General features: G+C 30.0%; 21 protein-coding genes and 1 pseudogene. 15 read left to right on the top strand and 7 right to left on the bottom strand.

What is annotated here, in order from left to right:
• Positions 1-207: 207 nt before the first annotated feature.
• The gene (locus tag L8V79_RS00110; RefSeq protein WP_318529917.1) at positions 208-924 is read left to right on the top strand and encodes an amino acid ABC transporter permease; all 717 of its coding nucleotides are present in this window, start codon (positions 208-210) and stop codon (positions 922-924) included.
• Here the strand turns inward: L8V79_RS00110 and L8V79_RS00105 are convergent.
• From L8V79_RS00105 to L8V79_RS00085, 5 genes are read right to left on the bottom strand one after another with little or no spacing between them, the layout of a single operon-like run.
• Positions 921-1,685 carry a transporter substrate-binding domain-containing protein gene (locus tag L8V79_RS00105; protein ID WP_220567099.1) on the bottom strand — a complete coding sequence of 255 codons (765 nt, stop codon included), beginning with the start codon at positions 1,683-1,685 and terminating at the stop codon, positions 921-923. The two genes, L8V79_RS00110 and L8V79_RS00105, sit on opposite strands and share 4 nt — an antisense overlap.
• A complete protein-coding gene (gene kdsB, locus L8V79_RS00100) occupies positions 1,682-2,407 on the bottom strand; it encodes a 3-deoxy-manno-octulosonate cytidylyltransferase (protein ID WP_263702035.1) in 726 nt (241 codons plus the stop codon). Before kdsB ends, L8V79_RS00105 begins: the two co-directional genes overlap by 4 nt.
• Positions 2,404-3,813 carry a threonine synthase gene (thrC, locus tag L8V79_RS00095; RefSeq protein ID WP_263702034.1) on the bottom strand — a complete coding sequence of 470 codons (1,410 nt, stop codon included), beginning with the start codon at positions 3,811-3,813 and terminating at the stop codon, positions 2,404-2,406. The genes kdsB and thrC overlap by 4 nt, the downstream gene beginning before the upstream one ends.
• Entirely contained in the window at positions 3,788-4,726 is a 939-nt protein-coding gene (locus L8V79_RS00090; protein WP_263702033.1) for a tetraacyldisaccharide 4'-kinase, read from the bottom strand. Before L8V79_RS00090 ends, thrC begins: the two co-directional genes overlap by 26 nt.
• Positions 4,713-5,453 carry an NAD+ synthase gene (locus tag L8V79_RS00085; protein ID WP_263702032.1) on the bottom strand — a complete coding sequence of 247 codons (741 nt, stop codon included), beginning with the start codon at positions 5,451-5,453 and terminating at the stop codon, positions 4,713-4,715. The genes L8V79_RS00090 and L8V79_RS00085 overlap by 14 nt, the downstream gene beginning before the upstream one ends.
• A 61-nt stretch (positions 5,454-5,514) precedes the next feature.
• Between L8V79_RS00085 and L8V79_RS00080 the strand changes: the two genes are divergently transcribed.
• From L8V79_RS00080 to L8V79_RS00055, 6 genes are read left to right on the top strand one after another with little or no spacing between them, the layout of a single operon-like run.
• Complete coding sequence (locus L8V79_RS00080) at positions 5,515-6,114, top strand: MBL fold metallo-hydrolase (protein ID WP_263663228.1); 600 nt, start codon at positions 5,515-5,517, stop codon at positions 6,112-6,114.
• Positions 6,114-6,395, top strand: a complete 282-nt coding sequence (locus tag L8V79_RS00075) for a hypothetical protein (protein WP_263702031.1) — start codon at positions 6,114-6,116, stop codon at positions 6,393-6,395. Before L8V79_RS00080 ends, L8V79_RS00075 begins: the two co-directional genes overlap by 1 nt.
• Before the next feature lie 56 nt (positions 6,396-6,451).
• On the top strand, positions 6,452-7,429 hold the full coding sequence (locus L8V79_RS00070) for an agmatine deiminase family protein (RefSeq protein ID WP_263702030.1): 978 nt from the start codon (positions 6,452-6,454) through the stop codon (positions 7,427-7,429).
• Complete coding sequence (locus tag L8V79_RS00065) at positions 7,426-8,340, top strand: cation diffusion facilitator family transporter (protein WP_263702029.1); 915 nt, start codon at positions 7,426-7,428, stop codon at positions 8,338-8,340. Before L8V79_RS00070 ends, L8V79_RS00065 begins: the two co-directional genes overlap by 4 nt.
• The gene (locus tag L8V79_RS00060; RefSeq protein ID WP_263702028.1) at positions 8,309-9,181 is read left to right on the top strand and encodes an N-carbamoylputrescine amidohydrolase; all 873 of its coding nucleotides are present in this window, start codon (positions 8,309-8,311) and stop codon (positions 9,179-9,181) included. The genes L8V79_RS00065 and L8V79_RS00060 overlap by 32 nt, the downstream gene beginning before the upstream one ends.
• An 11-nt stretch (positions 9,182-9,192) precedes the next feature.
• The gene (locus L8V79_RS00055; RefSeq protein ID WP_263678634.1) at positions 9,193-9,759 is read left to right on the top strand and encodes a DJ-1 family glyoxalase III; all 567 of its coding nucleotides are present in this window, start codon (positions 9,193-9,195) and stop codon (positions 9,757-9,759) included.
• A gap of 23 nt (positions 9,760-9,782) precedes the next feature.
• Here L8V79_RS00055 and L8V79_RS00050 read toward each other — a convergent pair whose 3' ends face one another.
• Positions 9,783-10,022: a SelT/SelW/SelH family (seleno)protein gene (locus L8V79_RS00050; RefSeq protein ID WP_257396702.1), complete on the bottom strand. Its 240-nt coding sequence runs from the start codon at positions 10,020-10,022 to the stop codon at positions 9,783-9,785.
• Between the two features lie 103 nt (positions 10,023-10,125).
• On the opposite strand from L8V79_RS00050, the gene dnaE reads away from it, so the two are divergent.
• From dnaE to L8V79_RS00020, 6 genes are all read left to right on the top strand, one after another.
• The gene (gene dnaE, locus L8V79_RS00045; protein ID WP_263702027.1) at positions 10,126-13,719 is read left to right on the top strand and encodes a DNA polymerase III subunit alpha; all 3,594 of its coding nucleotides are present in this window, start codon (positions 10,126-10,128) and stop codon (positions 13,717-13,719) included.
• A 67-nt stretch (positions 13,720-13,786) separates the two neighbouring features.
• Positions 13,787-14,215: a hypothetical protein gene (locus tag L8V79_RS00040; protein ID WP_263702026.1), complete on the top strand. Its 429-nt coding sequence runs from the start codon at positions 13,787-13,789 to the stop codon at positions 14,213-14,215.
• A gap of 9 nt (positions 14,216-14,224) precedes the next feature.
• A complete protein-coding gene (locus L8V79_RS00035; RefSeq protein ID WP_263702025.1) occupies positions 14,225-14,389 on the top strand; it encodes a Sir2 family NAD-dependent protein deacetylase in 165 nt (54 codons plus the stop codon).
• 4 nt (positions 14,390-14,393) lie between these two features.
• Positions 14,394-14,639, top strand: a complete 246-nt coding sequence (locus tag L8V79_RS00030; RefSeq protein ID WP_263702024.1) for a Sir2 family NAD-dependent protein deacetylase — start codon at positions 14,394-14,396, stop codon at positions 14,637-14,639.
• Between the two features lie 94 nt (positions 14,640-14,733).
• Positions 14,734-15,183 carry a hypothetical protein gene (locus L8V79_RS00025; RefSeq protein ID WP_263702023.1) on the top strand — a complete coding sequence of 150 codons (450 nt, stop codon included), beginning with the start codon at positions 14,734-14,736 and terminating at the stop codon, positions 15,181-15,183.
• A 296-nt stretch (positions 15,184-15,479) separates the two neighbouring features.
• Positions 15,480-15,620 carry a hypothetical protein gene (locus L8V79_RS00020; RefSeq protein ID WP_263702021.1) on the top strand — a complete coding sequence of 47 codons (141 nt, stop codon included), beginning with the start codon at positions 15,480-15,482 and terminating at the stop codon, positions 15,618-15,620.
• Between the two features lie 11 nt (positions 15,621-15,631).
• Here the strand turns inward: L8V79_RS00020 and L8V79_RS00015 are convergent, their stop codons facing one another.
• Entirely contained in the window at positions 15,632-16,552 is a 921-nt protein-coding gene (locus L8V79_RS00015; protein WP_263702020.1) for a helix-turn-helix transcriptional regulator, read from the bottom strand.
• Between the two features lie 530 nt (positions 16,553-17,082).
• Here L8V79_RS00015 and L8V79_RS00010 point away from each other — a divergent pair.
• Both L8V79_RS00010 and L8V79_RS00005 read left to right on the top strand, forming a co-directional pair.
• Positions 17,083-17,471 (top strand): annotated as a pseudogene (locus tag L8V79_RS00010) (hypothetical protein).
• Positions 17,472-17,628: 157 nt separating this feature from the next.
• Positions 17,629-17,835, top strand: coding sequence for a hypothetical protein (locus tag L8V79_RS00005; protein ID WP_263702019.1), 207 nt, complete (start codon positions 17,629-17,631; stop codon positions 17,833-17,835).
• Positions 17,836-17,876: the final 41 nt, after the last annotated feature.

The following is a 17,876-nucleotide window of genomic DNA, read 5'->3' as shown; positions in this document are numbered from 1 at the left end:
CTTATTTGTGGTAAATTTAAGTTAATAATTATCCTAAATTAAGGAGTTTGTTATAAACTAAAATTCCAATTTTTAACAATCTTGTATTTAGTGAAATTTAGCTGCTATTTGCTATATTTGAAATCATAATAAAGGAAATTTTTGAATAGTATTTTTTTAGTACACAATAAATTTAACGAGCATAAAAAAATTACTTTAAAAGTATATATGGTTAATGCTTTTTTGTTGGTTTTTTTATTGTTTTTATTTTTTTATTTATCTTTTTTAAGCGCTAGTTATAATTTTGATTTTGGGGCAATTTATGAATATAAAGACAAAATGATACAGGGTTTTTTTACGAGTTTTTTTATTAGTGTTTTGTCTTTGATTGTAGGTGTGGTTTTTGCTTTGATTTTGTGTTATATGAGTCTTTGTAAAATCGTGCTTTTTAATATGTTTGCAAGAGTTTTTATAGAACTTATCAGGGGTACGCCTTTGCTAGTGCAAATTTTATTGATTTATTACATTTTTGCAGATAATTTGGGACTTGATAATCGCTATGTTTGTGGAGTGTTGATTTTAGCTTTATTTGCTAGTGCTTATATTTGTGAGATATTTAGAGCAGGGATTTTAAGTGTTGATAAAATGCAATATGAAAGTGCTAAGGCTCTGGGTTTGAGTGAGTTTGAAATTTATAAAAGTGTTATTTTTCCCCAAGCTTTAAAAAATATCTTAGCACCACTAAGTGGACAACTTAGTAATTTAATTAAAGACAGCTCTCTTTTAAGTGTTATAGCTATTTCAGAATTAACTCAAAATGCTCAGGAAATTAATGCTTTTACTTTTTCAACTTTAGAAATTTACATTCCTTTAGCACTTTGCTATTTGGTTTTAACTTTGCCTATTTCTATGTTTTCAAGAAAGCTTGAAAAGAGTTTTTCTTAAAAGAAAAACTCAAGCTTTTGTTCTTTGAAAACTTCTTGCATATCTTTGAGGTATTTTTGACTTAGCTTATCAAAAAGACCATTTTCTTTAGATTTTAAAATAAACTCATTGAGCTCTTCTTTTAATTTGGTATTATTTTTATTTAAAGCTATAGCCCATTGCTCAGGTGTTTTTTCAAAAGGAGTAAAAATAGCTTTTGTTTGTTCAGGATGTTTTTTCCATGCTTTATAAATGCTCATTTGATCATAAATAAAAGCATCAGCTTTTGCTTGAATGACTTCTAAAATAGCTGCATTTTCTTTATCAAATACTAGGATTTTTGCGTTTTTAAGATTTTTTTGAGCATATAAATGTGCACTTGAACCTCTTTTTAAAGCAAGGATTTTTCCTTTTTGATTTAAATCTTCTATGGAATTAATATTTGATTTTTTAGCGCTTAATATCGCTAAATTTGCCTTAGCATAAGGCAAGGTAAAATCTATTACTTTTTTTCTTTGCTCGCTTATACTCATAGAAGACATGATGAGATCTATTTTTTGAGTCCTTAAAGCAGGTATAAGTCCATCCCAAGCTATGTTTTGAATTTTTAAATCATAGTTTTTTTCCTTAGCAAAGGCTTGTAAAAACTCTACACTAATACCACTTGGATTGCCTTTAGTATCACTCATTTCAAAAGGAGGGTAGGCTAATTCCATACCTACGATTAATTCTTTTGCATGAAGTGTAAAAAACAAGCTTAGTAAAAAAAGTATTTTTTTCATTTTTTAACTCCAAATTTAGCCAAAGCTCTCTCATAATCTTCTTTTGTATCTATACCTATGCTTTGACTTTGTATTTTTAACATTTTGATTTTTTTGCCATTTTCTAAGGCTCTTAATTGTTCTAATTTTTCACATTCTTCCAAAGCCGAGTTTTTCAAAGTACAAAATTCTTGTAAATTTTTAACCCTATATGCATAAATTCCAAGGTGGGCTTTAAAATTTTGTTTATAATTTGCCCTTTCATAAGGAATTTTAGATCTTGAAAAATATAAAGCATAATCATTATTATCAGTAACTACTTTAACCAAATTAGGATCATCGCAAGCTTTTGCATCTACTTCTTTATAGCAACTACTCATAAAACAAAGCTTATCTTTAAAAGCTTTTTGGCTAAATTCCTTAAAATCTTTAATATTTTGTGTTTCTATAAAAGGCTCATCAGCTTGGACATTAATGATTAGCTCATTTTCATTTAGTTTTAAAATTTGACAAGCTTCATTGATCCTATCAGTACCACTTTCGTGATTTTTACTTGTTAAAACTGCTTTTATATTATGTTTTTGTGCTATTTTTAAAACCTCTTCATCATCAAGCGCCACACACACTTCATCAACTTCTTGCATTTTTTTAGCTGTATAAATAAACATAGGTAAATTATCAATTTCACATAAAATTTTATTTTCAAAACGACTTGATTTTAATCTTGCTGGTATGATAATCATTGTTTTATCCATTCTATAATAGTTTGTTTTAGATTTTTGAGTTTGCAAACTTGATTTTGCTTTTGTGTGCTTGTAAATAAGTTTGCAATATTTGGATGAATTTTTTGTTTAAATTCTTTTGCAAGTTCTTGCATACAAGCTTGTTCATCTTGGCATTCTTTATTATAAATTGCTTGATACATGCTTGGGGTAAATTTACTCCATTGTGCTGTGGAAGTGATAAGCGTAGTAGTGTTAGAATCAAGCATTTTAAAGCAAGTGCAAGTGTGAGGATCTAAAAGTCCTAAGTGGCTGTATTGTTTGATATATTGCATACACTCATCATCATTGCAAAAATCAGCTTTAAAGTCTTCTTGTAAAAGCTCTAGTTCTTTTTGGCTAAGCTCATAATATTTTTCATTCTTTAAAGCCTGCATTAACTCTTTGGTGCGTTCATCTTTAAATTTATCAAAAAGCAATCTTTCTATATTTGATGATATAAGTATATCCATAGCAGGAGAAATAGTCTTTTGCAAGCTTTTATTTCTTAAATCATATTTGCCTGTATTAAAAAACTCACTTAAGATATTGTTTGAATTGGAAGCAATTTTAATTTTACCTATATTTGCTCCCATTTTTTTAGCATAATAAGCTCCCAAAGCATCGCCAAAATTTCCACTTGGAATGATGATATCTATTGTTCTATCGATTTTTAAACTAGCATAGTAATGATAGATGATTTGAAAAAGTATTCTTCCAAAATTAACTGAATTTGCGGCACTTAGACTTAACTTTTCTTCTTTTAAAGTATTTTTAAAATCCTCATCATTTAAAAGCGCTTTTAGAGCATTTTGCGCATCATCAAAATTACCTTCAATGGCTATGGATTTTAAATTGCTTGCATTTGAATGTGTCATTTGTAAAGCTTGAGTTTTACTTGTGCCTTCATTTGGGTAAATACAAACTACTTTTATGCCTTTTTTATTTTCAAAGCTTTTTAATGTTGCAGGCCCTGTATCACCACTTGTAGCGCACATGATTAAAAAATCATCATCTTTTTTTAAGTGTTCTAAAAGCACGCCAAAAGGCTGTAAGGCCATATCTTTAAAAGCTCTTGTTGGTCCATGGAATAATTCATTAATATAAAGCTTATCATTGATTTTTTTCAAATTAATAGGGCAGGTTTTATCATCAAAACTCTCATAAGTTTTCAAAGCTTTTTCAAAAACTTCAAGCTCTAAATCAAATTCAAATGCAGCGATGATTTTTAAAGCTAATTCTTTGTAGCTTAAATTTTTTAAAGCTTCATTATTAAGCTTTGGTAGATTAAGTGGCGCATATAAAGCATTATTAGGTGCACTAGGGCTAAGTAAGGCTTTTGAAAAGCTTACTTGATGGTTTTTATCTTGGGTTGAGTGTAGCAACATTTTCTTCCTTTTTGTTAAATTTATCAATATAATTTTGCAAAACTTGCTTAAAGTTATCTTTTAAAACAATATCAAGATGAATAAGTTCAGTTTTAAAGCCAAAATCTTTTACTTTCACATAGTCTTTAAAGGTTAGCATCAAGGTGTCGCAATTGTGTTTTTTTAAAAGTTTTTCTAATTCTTCTTTTTTGAAAGTATAATGATCGGCAAAAAAATAACAAGCCCTAGCTTTGATAAAATGCTCATATAATCTAAAAGGCTTTGCAATAGAGCTTATTAAAACGGCTTTTTGATTTTCTTTTACATGAGAATAACGCACAAAATCTTCGTTTTCTTTAGCTATAAAATCAGCCCTTTTAGCAAAAGATTTTGGCAAACGATAAGCCCCGCTAGGTAGGGTAAAATCAAAAAATGGCTCATCTTTACTTTGCAATAAAATATTAAGTTTTTTAATATGAAATTTAGAAAAAGCATCATCTAAAAGTATGATTTTTGCTCCAAGCTCGATAGCTTTTTGTATGCCTTTAACCCTATCTTCGCTTACTATCACTCCATTAATGTGCTTTGTAAGTGCATATTCCATAGCTTCATCGCCACTTTCTTTAATATCGCATAAAATTTTATCTTTATGCTTAACGATGATTAAGCCTTTACTTTGTCTTTTATAGCCTCTTAAGATGATAAAACAATTTTCAAACTCAGCTGCTATGGCTTTACAAATGGGAGTTTTTCCATTGCCTCCTAGGGTTAGATTACCTATGCTTATAATGGGTAAATTAAAATCAAGTTCTTTTTTAAATTTAGTATTTAAAATCGCTATGATCATATATAAAAAGCTAAAAGGCAAAAGCAAAAAGGCTAGAGTTTTTTGCAAAAAATTAGGTTTAAAAAAATACCGATCAAGCCAAGTCATATGTATTCTTTAATGTTGTTGGAAGTTTTCTTTTAAAAGCATTATTTTGCACACGCTCTAAGACTAAATTTTTTAAATTCTCATCAAAATTTTCCAAGCTTTGATTATTTTCTAAAGCTTTTAAAACTTCATCTAAAACTTCATATTTATAGCCAAGATCTTTTTCATCACTTTGATTTGGCCAAAGATCAGCACTAGGGGCTTTTTGTATGAAATTTTCATGCACACCCATAAATTTAGCAAGCTCAAAAACTTCACTTTTATAAAGTGTAGCCAAAGGATTAAAAGCACAAGCTAAATCCCCATAAATAGTCCCATAACCAAGCATAAGTTCGCTTTTATTAGAAGTGCCTACTACCAATGCATTGTGTAAAGCCGAATAATCATAAAGCAAACTCATACGCACTCTTGCAGCTAAATTTCCAAAGCGTAAAGGGTTTAAGTCTTGACAAATTTTTTCATAAGCACAAAGTGCTTCATCAATATAAATAATCTTATGATGAATTTGCAAATCTTTACAAAGCATTAATGCATCATCTAAATTTTCTTTTTTAGAATGTTTTGTAGGCATTAAAAGCACAAAAAGTTTTTCACCCACTGCTTTTTTACAAAGATGAGCTACTAAAGCTGAATCTATCCCACCGCTTAAACCTAAGATGAGATTTTTATCCCCTGCTTGTTCTTTTATAAAATTGATCAATAATTCTTGTAATTTTGTATAATTCATAAAAAATCTTTAAATATTAATTTTTTAAAATTATATTTGATTTAGTTAAAAGGAAGTTTATATGCGTATTTTAAAACAACCATGCGGAATGTATGAAACAAATTGTTATATTATAGATCATAATAACAAGCAAATCATCATCGATCCAGGTGAAAATGCTTATGAGTTTATCAAAGAAAACGCAAGCAAACCTTTAGCTATTTTAAATACTCATGGTCATTATGATCACGTTTATGATAATGCTAAAGTTAAAAAGGTTTATGAAATTCCACTTTTTATCCATAAAGATGATGCTTTTATGCTAAAAGATCCTTTTAATTATGGTTTTGAGCATTCAAATGCTGATGTGTTGATAGAAAATGAAAATGAATTTAGTATAGATGAGTTTAAGTTTAAATTTCATCATTTTCCAGGGCATACTCCAGGGTGTTGCATGATAGAACTTGTGGGTGAAGATGTGCTTTTTAGTGGAGATTTTTTATTTTACCGTAGTATTGGTAGATGGGACTTTCCTTACTCAGATGCAGCCAAGATGAAAGAGAGTTTGCTTAAAGTTTTAGCTTATGAAAAAGATTTTAGATTACTTCCAGGGCATGGAGAAGAAAGCACTTTAAAAGAAGAACAAAAAGCAATTCCTGCTTGGTTAAGGTATTTTCACTAATGGATAAGGTTTTATATTTTTTAAGTTTTTTGCTGATTTTAAGTGCGGTTTTGAGTTTTTTTAAGCCCAAAGAAACAAAAAAGAAATTTTTTCACAAATGCCCATGTTTTAGAGCGGTGGAAAATGGTTTAATGAGTAGAATTTGCATTTATGCAGGAAGTTTTGGTTTTATGTATTCTGTGCTTTATATAGGATTTGGAGTGTATGATAAAAAGCTTTTCATGATTTTGCTTTTATCTTTTGCGATATGGTATTTTGCTTGGGTTTTAAAAAAAGAGTAAAAAACTATCATTAAAAATGTTAAAATACTTTTTTAATTATCAAAAAGGGTATCAAAATGAGAAAAAGCATAGCAGAATGGCAAAAACAAGAGCTACTTTTACTTTCCTTGCCTCATGAAAATAGCGATTGGAAGCCTTATTTAGAAGAGATTTTACAAAGTTATGAAGAATTTGTTAAAGCTGTGGCAAATTTTCAAAAAGTTTTACTTATAGCGCCAAGTGAAAAAGATTTTCAAAGATTTAAGCATATAAAAAACGTTGATTTTTTTAAGTGTGATACTAATGATACTTGGATTAGAGATTTTGGTGCAATTGATGTGCTTGAAGATGATAAAACTATAGGGCTTGATTTTACTTTTAATGCTTGGGGGGATAAATTTCAAAGCACTTTAGATAATGCGGTAAATTCAAAACTTTTTGCACAAAAATTATCTGGAAAATTAGAAAAAATTGATTTTATTTTAGAAGGTGGGAGTATTGATTTTAATGGGCAAGGAGTAATGCTTACAACGAGTGCTTGTTTGTTAAATGAAAATAGAAATTCCCGTTTAAATAAAGAGCAAATTGAAGCCAAGTTAAAAGAAATTTTTGGCTTAAAACAAATTATATGGTTAAATCATGGTTATATAAAAGGCGATGATACTGATCATCATATAGATACTCTAGCAAGATTTATCGATGAAAAAACTATTGCTTATTGTGTGTGTAAAGATGAAAATGATGAGCATTATAAACCCTTAAAAGCTATGGAAGAAGAACTTAAAAAAACAGGATTTGATCTTTTAGAACTTCCTTTACCTAAGCCTTTGTATTTTGAAGGTAAAAGACTTGGTGCTACTTATGTAAATTTTGTTTTTGTTAATGGTGGCTTGATAGTGCCAACTTATAATGATGAAAACGATGCTTTGGTATTAGAAAATTTACAAAAAGCATGCAAAGATAGAAAAGTAGTAGGGGTTGATGCAAGAGTGTTTTTAAGACAAAATGGTTCTTTGCATTGTTCTTGTCAAAACCGCTATGAAGGTCAAAGATGAATTTGCAAAAAAGTGCAACCATCATCGCAAGTGTATGTGCTATTTTTTTAGCTATTGTTAAATTTATAGTAGGTTTAGCTTCAGGTTCTGTTGCGGTGCTTTCTAGTGCGATTGATTCTTTACTTGATTGTGTGATTTCAGGTTTAAATTTTTTAGCTTTGAAAAAAAGCTCTCAAGGCTCTAGCAAAGAATATAATTTTGGCCTTAGTAAAATTGAAGCATTAATGGGGCTTTTTGAAGGTCTTGTGATTAGCGGAATTGGGGTTTATATTTTTTATGAGAGTGTTTTGAAAATTCACAATCAAGAAAGTGTAGAAAAACTTGATCTTGGAATTTTTGTCATGGCTTTTGCTATGGCTGTGACTTTGTGTTTGGTGGTTTTTTTAAATTATGTTGCTAAAAAAACAAAAAGCTTGATTATAAAAGCTGATAGCTTGCACTATAAAATAGACTTTTTAACTAATGCTCTAACACTTTTAGCACTTGTGATTATAGCTTTTACAAATTATCATTTTATTGATGGATTATTTGGTATAGCTATAAGTTTATATACGATTTTTTCAGCTTTTAAAATCATAAAAGAAAGTTCTAAAATTTTATTAGATGTGGCAATTGATAAAGAACAAGTTGAAGTGATTAAACAAATTATAAGCGCAAACAAAGAAGTCAAAAGCTTTCATCATTTAAAAACTAGAAAAAGTCCTGATATACTTTATGTTAGTGTGCATTTAGTTTTTGAACCTACAATATCGCTTTTAAAAGCTCATAAAATCGGTGATGAGATTGAAGATAGTATAAGGGAACATTTTAAAGATGATTTTTGGAATATCCATATACACTTAGACCCTTATGATGATTCAGAAGAAGAAAGGAGTAAAAATGAAATTAGCACTCATACAGCAAGAATTTAAACAAAATAAAGAAAAAACTATAGAAAAAACATGCGAGCTTATCAAACAAGCGGCAAAAGAAAAGGCCGAACTTGTATGCTTGCAAGAGCTTCATCAAACGCAGTATTTTTGCCAAAGTGAAAATACAAACTTTTTTGATTTAGCTAATGATTATGAAGAAGATGTTAAGTTTTGGTCTAATGTAGCTAGGGAAAATAAAGTTGTTTTGGTAACTTCTTTATTTGAAAAAAGAAGCGCAGGGCTTTATCATAATACTAGTGTGGTATTTGAAAAAGATGGCTCTATAGCAGGAAAATACCGCAAAATGCACATTCCTGATGATCCTTGTTTTTATGAAAAATTTTATTTTACCCCAGGTGATTTGGGTTTTGAACCTATACAAACAAGTGTTGGAAAACTTGGGGTTTTAATATGCTGGGATCAATGGTATCCTGAAGCTGCTAGGTTAATGACTTTAAAAGGAGCTCAAATTTTGATTTATCCTACTGCTATTGGTTGGTTTGATAAGGATGAAAAAGAAGAAAAACAAAGACAGCTTGAAGCTTGGATAGGTGTGCAAAGAGGCCATGCTATAGCTAATGGCTTACCTGTAGTAGCTATTAATAGAGTGGGTTTTGAAAAAGATGAAAGCGGTGTGGAAGATGGCATAAGATTTTGGGGAAATTCTTTTGTTTTTGGGGCTCAAGGCGAAGAGCTTTTTAGAGCTGATGATAAACAAGAGCTTTGTAAAATCATTGAAATTGATATGCAAAGATGTGAAAATGTGCGTAGGTGGTGGCCATTTTTACGCGATAGACGCATAGAGTATTTTCATGAATTAAATAAAAGATTTATTGACTAAAAGGAGAAAAAATGAAAAAAGTTTTAGTGCCTTTGGCAAAAGGTTTTGAAGAAGCTGAATTTATAGGTATAGCTGATGTTTTAAAAAGAGCAGGAGAAGCTAGTGGAAATTTAGAAGTAATTATTGCTTCACTAGATGATGAGCTTTTGGTACAAGGAGCTAATGGAATTTGCATAAGGGCTGATGTGAGTTTATCTAGTGTTGATCAAGAAAATTTAGACGCAATTGCTTTGGCGGGTGGATTTGAAGGTATGATGAATTTAAAAAATAATCAAGCTATCATAAAAATCATACAAGATTTACATGCTAAGAAAAAAATCGTAGCAGCTATTTGTGCTTCACCTATGGTGTTAGCTAAAGCAGGGGTGATAAATGGGGAGTTTTCTTGCTATCCTGGTTGTGAAGTAGGTATTGAAGGTGTAAGAGTAAATAAAGCAGTTGTGGTAAATGAAAATGTCATCACAGCAGCTGGGCCTGCTACAGCTATTTTGTTTGGTTTAGAGCTTGCTAAACATTTATGCTCAGAAGAAATTTATCAAAAACTTTATGAAGGTATGCTTGTTCCTTTAACAAAATAAACCCTCGCTAATGAGGGTTTAGCTTACATTTGTTTCATAAGCTTAGTGATTTCACCCTCATGAGGAAATCTATCTACTTCGCAGTTAAACAAGTCTTTTTTAGAGTAAATGATTTTGCCATCTACTTCTACTATAAAATGACCACCACCTTTTTCTATGGTAGAAATTTGCGCATCTTTGAATTCGTTTTGTATTTCTTCTGCAACCCTTGCAGCTTGTGGTTTGTAATTTCAAAGATTACAATAATAAATTTTTACTTCCATTTTTTACTCCTTTTTTGAAAGTAAGTTATTATACATTTTTTATGCTTGTAAGTTTTAAATTTAAGGTTTTTTTTTATAATAATAAAAAAATACAAGGGAAAATATGAGCCAATTTACACATTTACATTTACACACGGAATATTCTTTACTTGATGGAGCAAATAAACTCAAAGAGCTTGCTAAAACACTAAAAGCTCAAGGTGCAACAAGTGTTGCTATGACTGATCATGGAAATATGTTTGGGGCTATTGATTTTTATAAAACAATGAGATCTGAAGGGATTAAACCTATCATAGGGCTTGAAGCGTATTTGCATAATCATGATGATTTAAGTGATAAAAGCTCAAGACAACGCTTTCATATTTGTTTGTTTGCTAAAAATGAAATTGGCTATAAAAATTTGATGTATTTAAGCTCGCAAAGTTATATACATGGTTTGTATTATTACCCAAGGATTAACAAAAAGCTATTAGAAGCACATAGTGAGGGTTTGATTTGTTCTTCTGCATGTTTGCAAGGTGAGGTTAATTGGCATTTAAATACCAAAAATGAAAGAAATTTAAAATTTGGCGCAAAAGGTTATGAAGGCGCAAAAGAAGCTGCGCTTTGGTATAAAAAGGTTTTTGGAGATGATTTTTACCTTGAGATTATGCGTCATGGTATTGATGATCAAAAATTTATCGATGATTCTATCATCAAACTTGCTAAAGAGCTTGATATAAAAATCATCGCAACGAATGATACGCACTATACTTTTAAAGAAAGAGCAGCTGCACATGAAGTATTTATGTGTATAGCTATGGGGGTTAAGCTTGATGATCCAGGGCGTTTAAGACATGAGGTGCATGAGTTTTATGTAAAAACGCCAGAGCAAATGAGCGAGCTTTTTGCTGATATTCCTGAAGCCATTGAAAATACTCAAGAAATAGCTAATAAATGCAATTTAGAATTAAAACTAGGCGATCCAACCCCACCAAATTTTAAATTTACCCGTGAATATGCAAAAAAATATAGTTTAAATCTAGCACAAGAAGATCAAGAATTTAGCTTTGATAATGATGATATAGTTTTTGAGTATCTTTGTAAAAAAGGCTTGGAAGAAAGACTTCAATTTATCGATGAGAGTAAGCACCAAGAGTATAAAGATAGGCTTGATTTAGAAATTAGTATTATTAAAAATATGAAATTTTCAGGTTATATGTTAATCGTTCATGATTTTATCGCCGCAGCTAAGGAAAAAGATATACCAGTTGGCCCAGGGCGTGGGAGTGCAGCGGGGAGTTTAGTTTCGTATTGTTTGAAAATTACAGATTTAGATCCTATACCTTATAATCTTCTTTTTGAGAGATTTTTAAATCCTGAGCGTGTATCAATGCCCGATATTGATGTGGATTTTTGTCAAGATAGAAGAGGGGAAGTGATTGATTATGTGATCGATAAATATGGAGCTGAAAAGGTTGCACAAGTCATTACCTTTGGTAAGCTTTTAGCAAAGGGGGTAATCCGTGATGTGGCTAGGGTTTGTGATATGAGCATACCTGATGCAGATGCTTTGGCAAAATTAGTTCCTGAAGAGCTAAAAATTACTTTAGAAAAAGCCTATGAGCAAGAACCAAAAATAGCTGAATTTGTAAATTCTCATCCAAAGGGGCGTCAAGTTTGGGATTTTGCTAAGGCACTAGAGGGTTTAAATAGAAATGCAGGTATGCACGCGGCCGGAGTTGTGATATCTAATGAAGCTTTGTGGAATAAAGCTCCGCTTTTTAGACAAAGCAAAAACGATGAGCGTCATTTGGTAACGCAGTATTCTAAAGAATATCTTGAAGATGTGGATTTAATTAAATTTGACTTTTTGGGTTTAAAAACCCTTACAGTAATTGATAATGCCATAAAACTAGTTAAAAAGCGTTATGGTAAAGATGTGATTTGGGAAAAGATTGATATGAATGATCCTAAGGTTTATAAAACTATACAAAGTGGTAATACCTTGGGTATTTTCCAAATAGAATCAGGCGGTATGCAAAGTTTGAATGCTAGGTTAAAGCCTGAAAGATTTGAAGATTTAATCGCGGTTTTAGCTTTATATAGACCAGGACCACTTGATAGTGGGATGGTGGATGATTTTATCGATATCAAGCATGGTAGAAAGGCTGCAACTTATGCATTTGAAGATTTAAAACCTATACTTGAAAACACTTATGGAGTTATAGTTTATCAAGAACAAGTTATGCAAATAGTGCAAAAAATCGGTGGTTTTTCTTTGGGCGGGGCTGATAATGTGCGCCGTGCTATGGGTAAGAAAAAAAGAGAAATTTTGGACAATCTTAAAGCAGAGTATCTAGAAGGAGCTAAAAAACAAGGCTATGATGAGAAAAAGGCTGATGATTTGTTTGAGCTTATTTTGAAATTTGCTGAATATGGTTTTAACAAATCTCACTCAGCTGCTTATGCACTTATAACCTTTCAAACAGCGTATTTAAAGACTTATTATCCAAGTGAGTTTATGGCTGCACTTTTAACAAGTGAAGAAAGTAATGTAGACAAGGTCGCAAAATACATTGAAGAGATGAAAAGAATGAACATCAAGCTTTTGCCACCAAGCATTAACAAAGCCCAAAGAGAATTTAGTGCAACTAAGCTTGAAGATGGTTCTGAAGCTATTATTTATGGGCTTGGAGCGATTAAAAGCGTGGGAATTCCTGCGATAGAAAATATCATGGCAATTCGTAAGGAAGAAGGTTTTAGTGATTTTGATGATTTTATAAGTTCGATTGATCCAACTAAAATTAATAAAAAAACTATTGAAAATTTGGCAAAATCAGGTGCTTTTGATGAGTTTGGCTATACTAGAAAATGCTTGGTGGATAATCTTGAGCTTATTTCAGAAACAAGTAGAAAAATCGCTGAAGTTAAAAGAAACTCCACTGCTTCACTTTTTGGAGAAGAGGAAATAGCTGCAGATATCAAAGTAGGGCTTCATGATAGTAAAATCGAATTTGAACTAATGGAAAAACTAGGCTATGAAAAAGAAATCTTAGGAATTTATGTATCAGGCCATCCTTTAGATAAATTTGCAAGTCAAATAGAAGGCATAGAGTATTTTAAAAGTATGGATTTTGAAACACTCAAAGGCGAAGGCGAGCTTTTGGTTGTAGGAAAGATTGAAGATTTTAAATCAATGATGAGTAAAAGCGGTAAAAGGTATGCTAAGGCTGTGGTTTTAGACTTTTATTCTACTTTTGATATGATCATCTTTGAAGCCCAAGTAGAAAAAGTTGAAGCGCTTTTTAAAGAAAGCAAAGATGAAGCCTTTGCCTTTTTACTAAGATATAAAAACAACGACAATGACTTAAGCTTTAGTTTAAATGAAATTTACACCCTAGAAGAAGCAAAGGAAAATGAATTAAAATCTTTTAGTAAGAAAAAAAGCTTTGCAAAAAAAGAAAATAAAGAAGAATTTACCCAAGAGCCTATGAAATTTGAAGAAAATATCATAGAACTTGATATTAACAAGCTTAGCAAAGATATGGTGTATGAAATTTATGATCTAGCTAATACAAGGCACAATCCAAAAGATACTAATAACAAAAAGCTTGTGCTAAAAGTGCTTGATATGGGTAGTTGCTTGCTTTATCATACAAATTTTGTTCTCTCACAAGAAGCTATGGATGTGATAGCTCAAAAATGTAAAGGTTAAAATATAGACATTAAAAGTCCATTTTATATAGTATAATTATATCAATACAATATAAAAAGGATAAAAAATGGCTTTAGCGCTTGAAACTATTCAAGATTATACCATCCAAAAAGGTAAAAAATCTTTTTGGATGTGCTTTAACACTCCAAACAATGATTTTCATGTCAATAAAACAAAACATAGCGATTTGTTTGATAAAGACAAGACAGATTATAAAGCTAGAGATGAATTTTTAGCTTTTATGAAAGAAAATTTTCCAAAAACAAAACTAACTATGGTATTTGATACAGCTCCGGTGGGGTATTTGTCGTATCCTTATTTAGGTAGTCTTGCTGTTGATTGTGAGGAAAATGATGAGATTTATAAGGCTATAAGCAAAAAATATGAAGATAAAAACTGCATACCAAAATCCATGAATACAGTTTTTTGGGAAATGAGCCTTGAAGTAGCCAAAGAATTACATGAAGCTAGGAAATTTGATTATGAAAATTTTTAAAGGTAAAAAATGCAAATACAAACTTATATAAAAGAAGCTTTAGACAAAGCAGAGGTAATCATCATCACAGCTGGAGCTGGCATGGGAGTAGATAGTGGTTTGCCTGATTTTAGAGGAAAAGAAGGTTTTTGGAGAGCTTATCCGCATTTGCAAAAAACTAGGCATAGACTTTGAACGCATGGCTAATCCTACAAATTTTTATACAAACGCACAACTTGCTTGGGCATTTTATGGACATAGATTTAAGTTGTATAAAGACACTATGCCACATAAAGGTTATGAGATACTTTTAAAACTTGCAAAAAGCAAACAAGATTATTATGTTGTTACGACTAATGTAGATGGGCATTTTAAAAAGGCTGGTTTTGATGAGAATAAAATTTATGAATTTCATGGAAATATAAATTACTATTTATTTGCATAAAAATGAAGATACCGAGCCTAGCAAATATAGCTTAGGCACAAAAAATGGATTTAAAATAAATGATGATCTTATATATGATAGCAATGATAAAAAAATGAGTTTTTATCTAAAAATGGATTATAAATGGATAAAAGAGTGGATTAATGCTTGTATAGGTGTGTGTGAGAATAAAGTTAAAAACAATGAAATTGATAAAAAATTTAAAAATGATATGCAAAATGTGATTTTTACTTTAAATCAGTATAAAACTCTTTTAACTTGGTATGTAGCTATAGATGATTATGTGGCTAAAGATTATGTCATGGAATTTTTGAAATCGAGTAAAGAAAATTTAAACAATGCTACAAATTTATATAGATATACTAAAAATAAAAGTGATTTTAAGGATATAGATTACGATAAATATAAAAAAGCAAAAGAAATAGTAAGAGAGAAATGGGATGAAATTTGTGAAGAATTAATGAGTGAATTTATGGATAAACTCGAAAAGAAATTTAAAAACAAAAAAAATAAGAAAAAATACTTTGCTTGTGGAAAAAGATAGTGAAAAAACAAATTCAACCAAAAAACATTTTTTACTATTTACCACAAAAAAGATATAAATAATTATATATTGCCAATATTTAATTTATATTTTTCTGAAAAAAACTATAAAAATTTGTGTATTGATTTTTGTATTACTTATTATTATGATAATGATGAAGAATGCAAAGAATATGATGAAAAAATTCAAGTTTTTAAAACAGAATTGAAAAAAATGAATATTTTATATGCTAATTTATATAAAAAAATAATTTTAGATAAAAAAATCAAGATAAAGATTATAAATTTATTTATGATATGATTGACTATGATGAAACCACTAAGGCTGATAAATTTAAAACTATAGAAGATTATATTTATAATGAGATAAAAAATTTTATAGAAAATGACACGATTGAAAAAGCTTTAAATAAAGCTAAGAAAGTATTAAAATCCTGACAAATAAGCAATCATTTGCTTATTTGATCAAGGTATTCCCCAACTACTTCTTTGACTTTATTTGCTATAAAATCAGGTTCTAAAACCTTTACATAAGGTATGTAATAATACACCAAAGGTAAAATTTCCATTTCATGAGTTATCTCAAGCTCTATTTCTATGGAGCCATCTTTGTCTTTACCGGTGATGATTTGTGAATTTAGAGGCTTTCTTTTAAAGTATTTTCGTATAGGTTCTTCTACTAAAAGTCTTACTGTAAAAGGCTTATCAAGGCTAAACCATATAGAATTTACTCTTTGAAGTTTTACTTCTAAACTCTCATCGGTTTGAAAATGCTCTTGGGTTAGGGTGATGTTTTGGATATTTTTTAAATAAAATTTTTTGAAAATATCACGTTTTTTCATATCAAAAGCAAGCAAATACCAAAAGCCACTAAAAAAAGCTAGTTTTAAAGGTTTTACTTGGAAAAGTTTATTTTCGTATTTAAAGACAATTTGTGTTTTGGTGTTGATAGCTTGTTCAAGAATTTGAAAATTGCTTAAATCTTTTTCTTCTAGCTTTTCTGCATCTAGGCTAGTATGGATGGGATTAGAAATGTTTTGAGAAAGTTTAGAAAGTAGAGGATGAGCTTTGGCATAAAAGCTGTTTCCAGCACTTTTTGCCATAGTATCAAGCACTTCAAGGATTATTTTTTCATCATCTTGCTCTTGAATGTCTTTGCTTGTATCGATACGCCATTTTCTTCCATTTTTAATAAGCCCCATAGGCTCAAAAACCCCTTGCATATCTCTTTTTATGGTTTTAGTGCTTACATTGAGTTCTTGGGCTAGTTCTTTTATAGTTATGCCATTTTCAGACTTTACTAATTTTTCATATAAAACTTCAAGGCGTGTTAGTTTGGAATTTGCAATGTATTTTTTAAGATCTTTCATGATTTTTCTCTAAATTTTTTAAAAATATTAACAACAATTGCTTTATAAACAAATAAAGTCTAGTTTATAAACGCTGTAAAACTTATAGTTTAGAAATGAAAGTTTATTTAGAAAACAATGTTTGAGAGTAAAAGATGATAAATATATAATTATTAGAATACAGAAGATTGTATTTTACTAGGTTTAACTAAGAGCGATGAAAGTGTAGGACAAAGTAGACAAGCTTGTAAAAATTATATGATTTGCTATATCAACAAGATTTATCAAATATAAAATTAGAAATCACAAATAAATTTTTAGAAAGGAGTAAGCTTAGAGTAGGTTACCACATAATCCCCCTAAAAAAAGGGGACAAGGTTAATAAGCCTTGACTATAATCATACTTAGTAGTATAATTATAAAGATTATGTGGATTATATAGCTCAAATTTAATCACCTACTTTCTAGGGTTAGATTAAGCCATAGGGGGTCAGACCTACGGCTAACCCTTGAAAGTATTATACAAAAACCTACTTTAAACTACAAATAATATGTCATTTTTATTTAAAAATACAAAGCTTTATATTGCTTTAGCTCTAATGTTTATGCTTAATGTATTTTTATATCTTAAGCTAGATAGCACAAATGCAAAATTAGAAAAAAGTCAAAGTGATTTAAATTTAGCTTTGGGTGTAAATAATGAACTCACGAGGATTACTCAGGAGTTGAAAACAAGACACGAGCAAGAGCTAAAAGCACTCTTTCATGCAAATACTCAAAAAATCAAATTAAAACAATGGTTGATGATGTTAAAAACTATATATCCAAAAGCAATGAAACTAATACCACTAAGCTTTTTAATGCTATGCTTGATAGGCTGTGGGAGCAAAACACAAGTATTAACCAAAATACAAATTCAAAAAGTGTAAATACTAATTGAAGTATAAAAAATGTAGTTGAAAATTTTTTAAATAGTGTTATGTTGCATTATAATATACTACTTTCTTTTGGATTTTTAGTATATATTGTGACAATATATCATTTATTGAAATTACCATTCCAAAAGCTAAGAGATAATTTAGCGATAGATTCTAACAATGATGGTTTTAACAGATAATAAGTATCAATGCGCTCCGTTTCCTTTCATAGAAAGCACTAGCCATATCGAAGATGAAGATGCTCAAGTTGGTATTAATGATGAAAATAATAATGGTTGGGAAGATGATGGCTCTTATAGAGGACAAATTTTTATCTTTAATAAAAAAGATAATAGATGTCGCTCTAAAGACAAATTTTTGGCTTAACTGGGGGTGGTTGCTGTGATAAAGATAAAGTATTTATAGGG

Origin of the sequence: Campylobacter sp. IFREMER_LSEM_CL2194, from assembly GCF_025771685.1 — a bacterium.
Lineage (GTDB): Bacteria > Campylobacterota > Campylobacteria > Campylobacterales > Campylobacteraceae > Campylobacter_D.
This window is presented reverse-complemented; position numbering and strand designations above follow the sequence as displayed.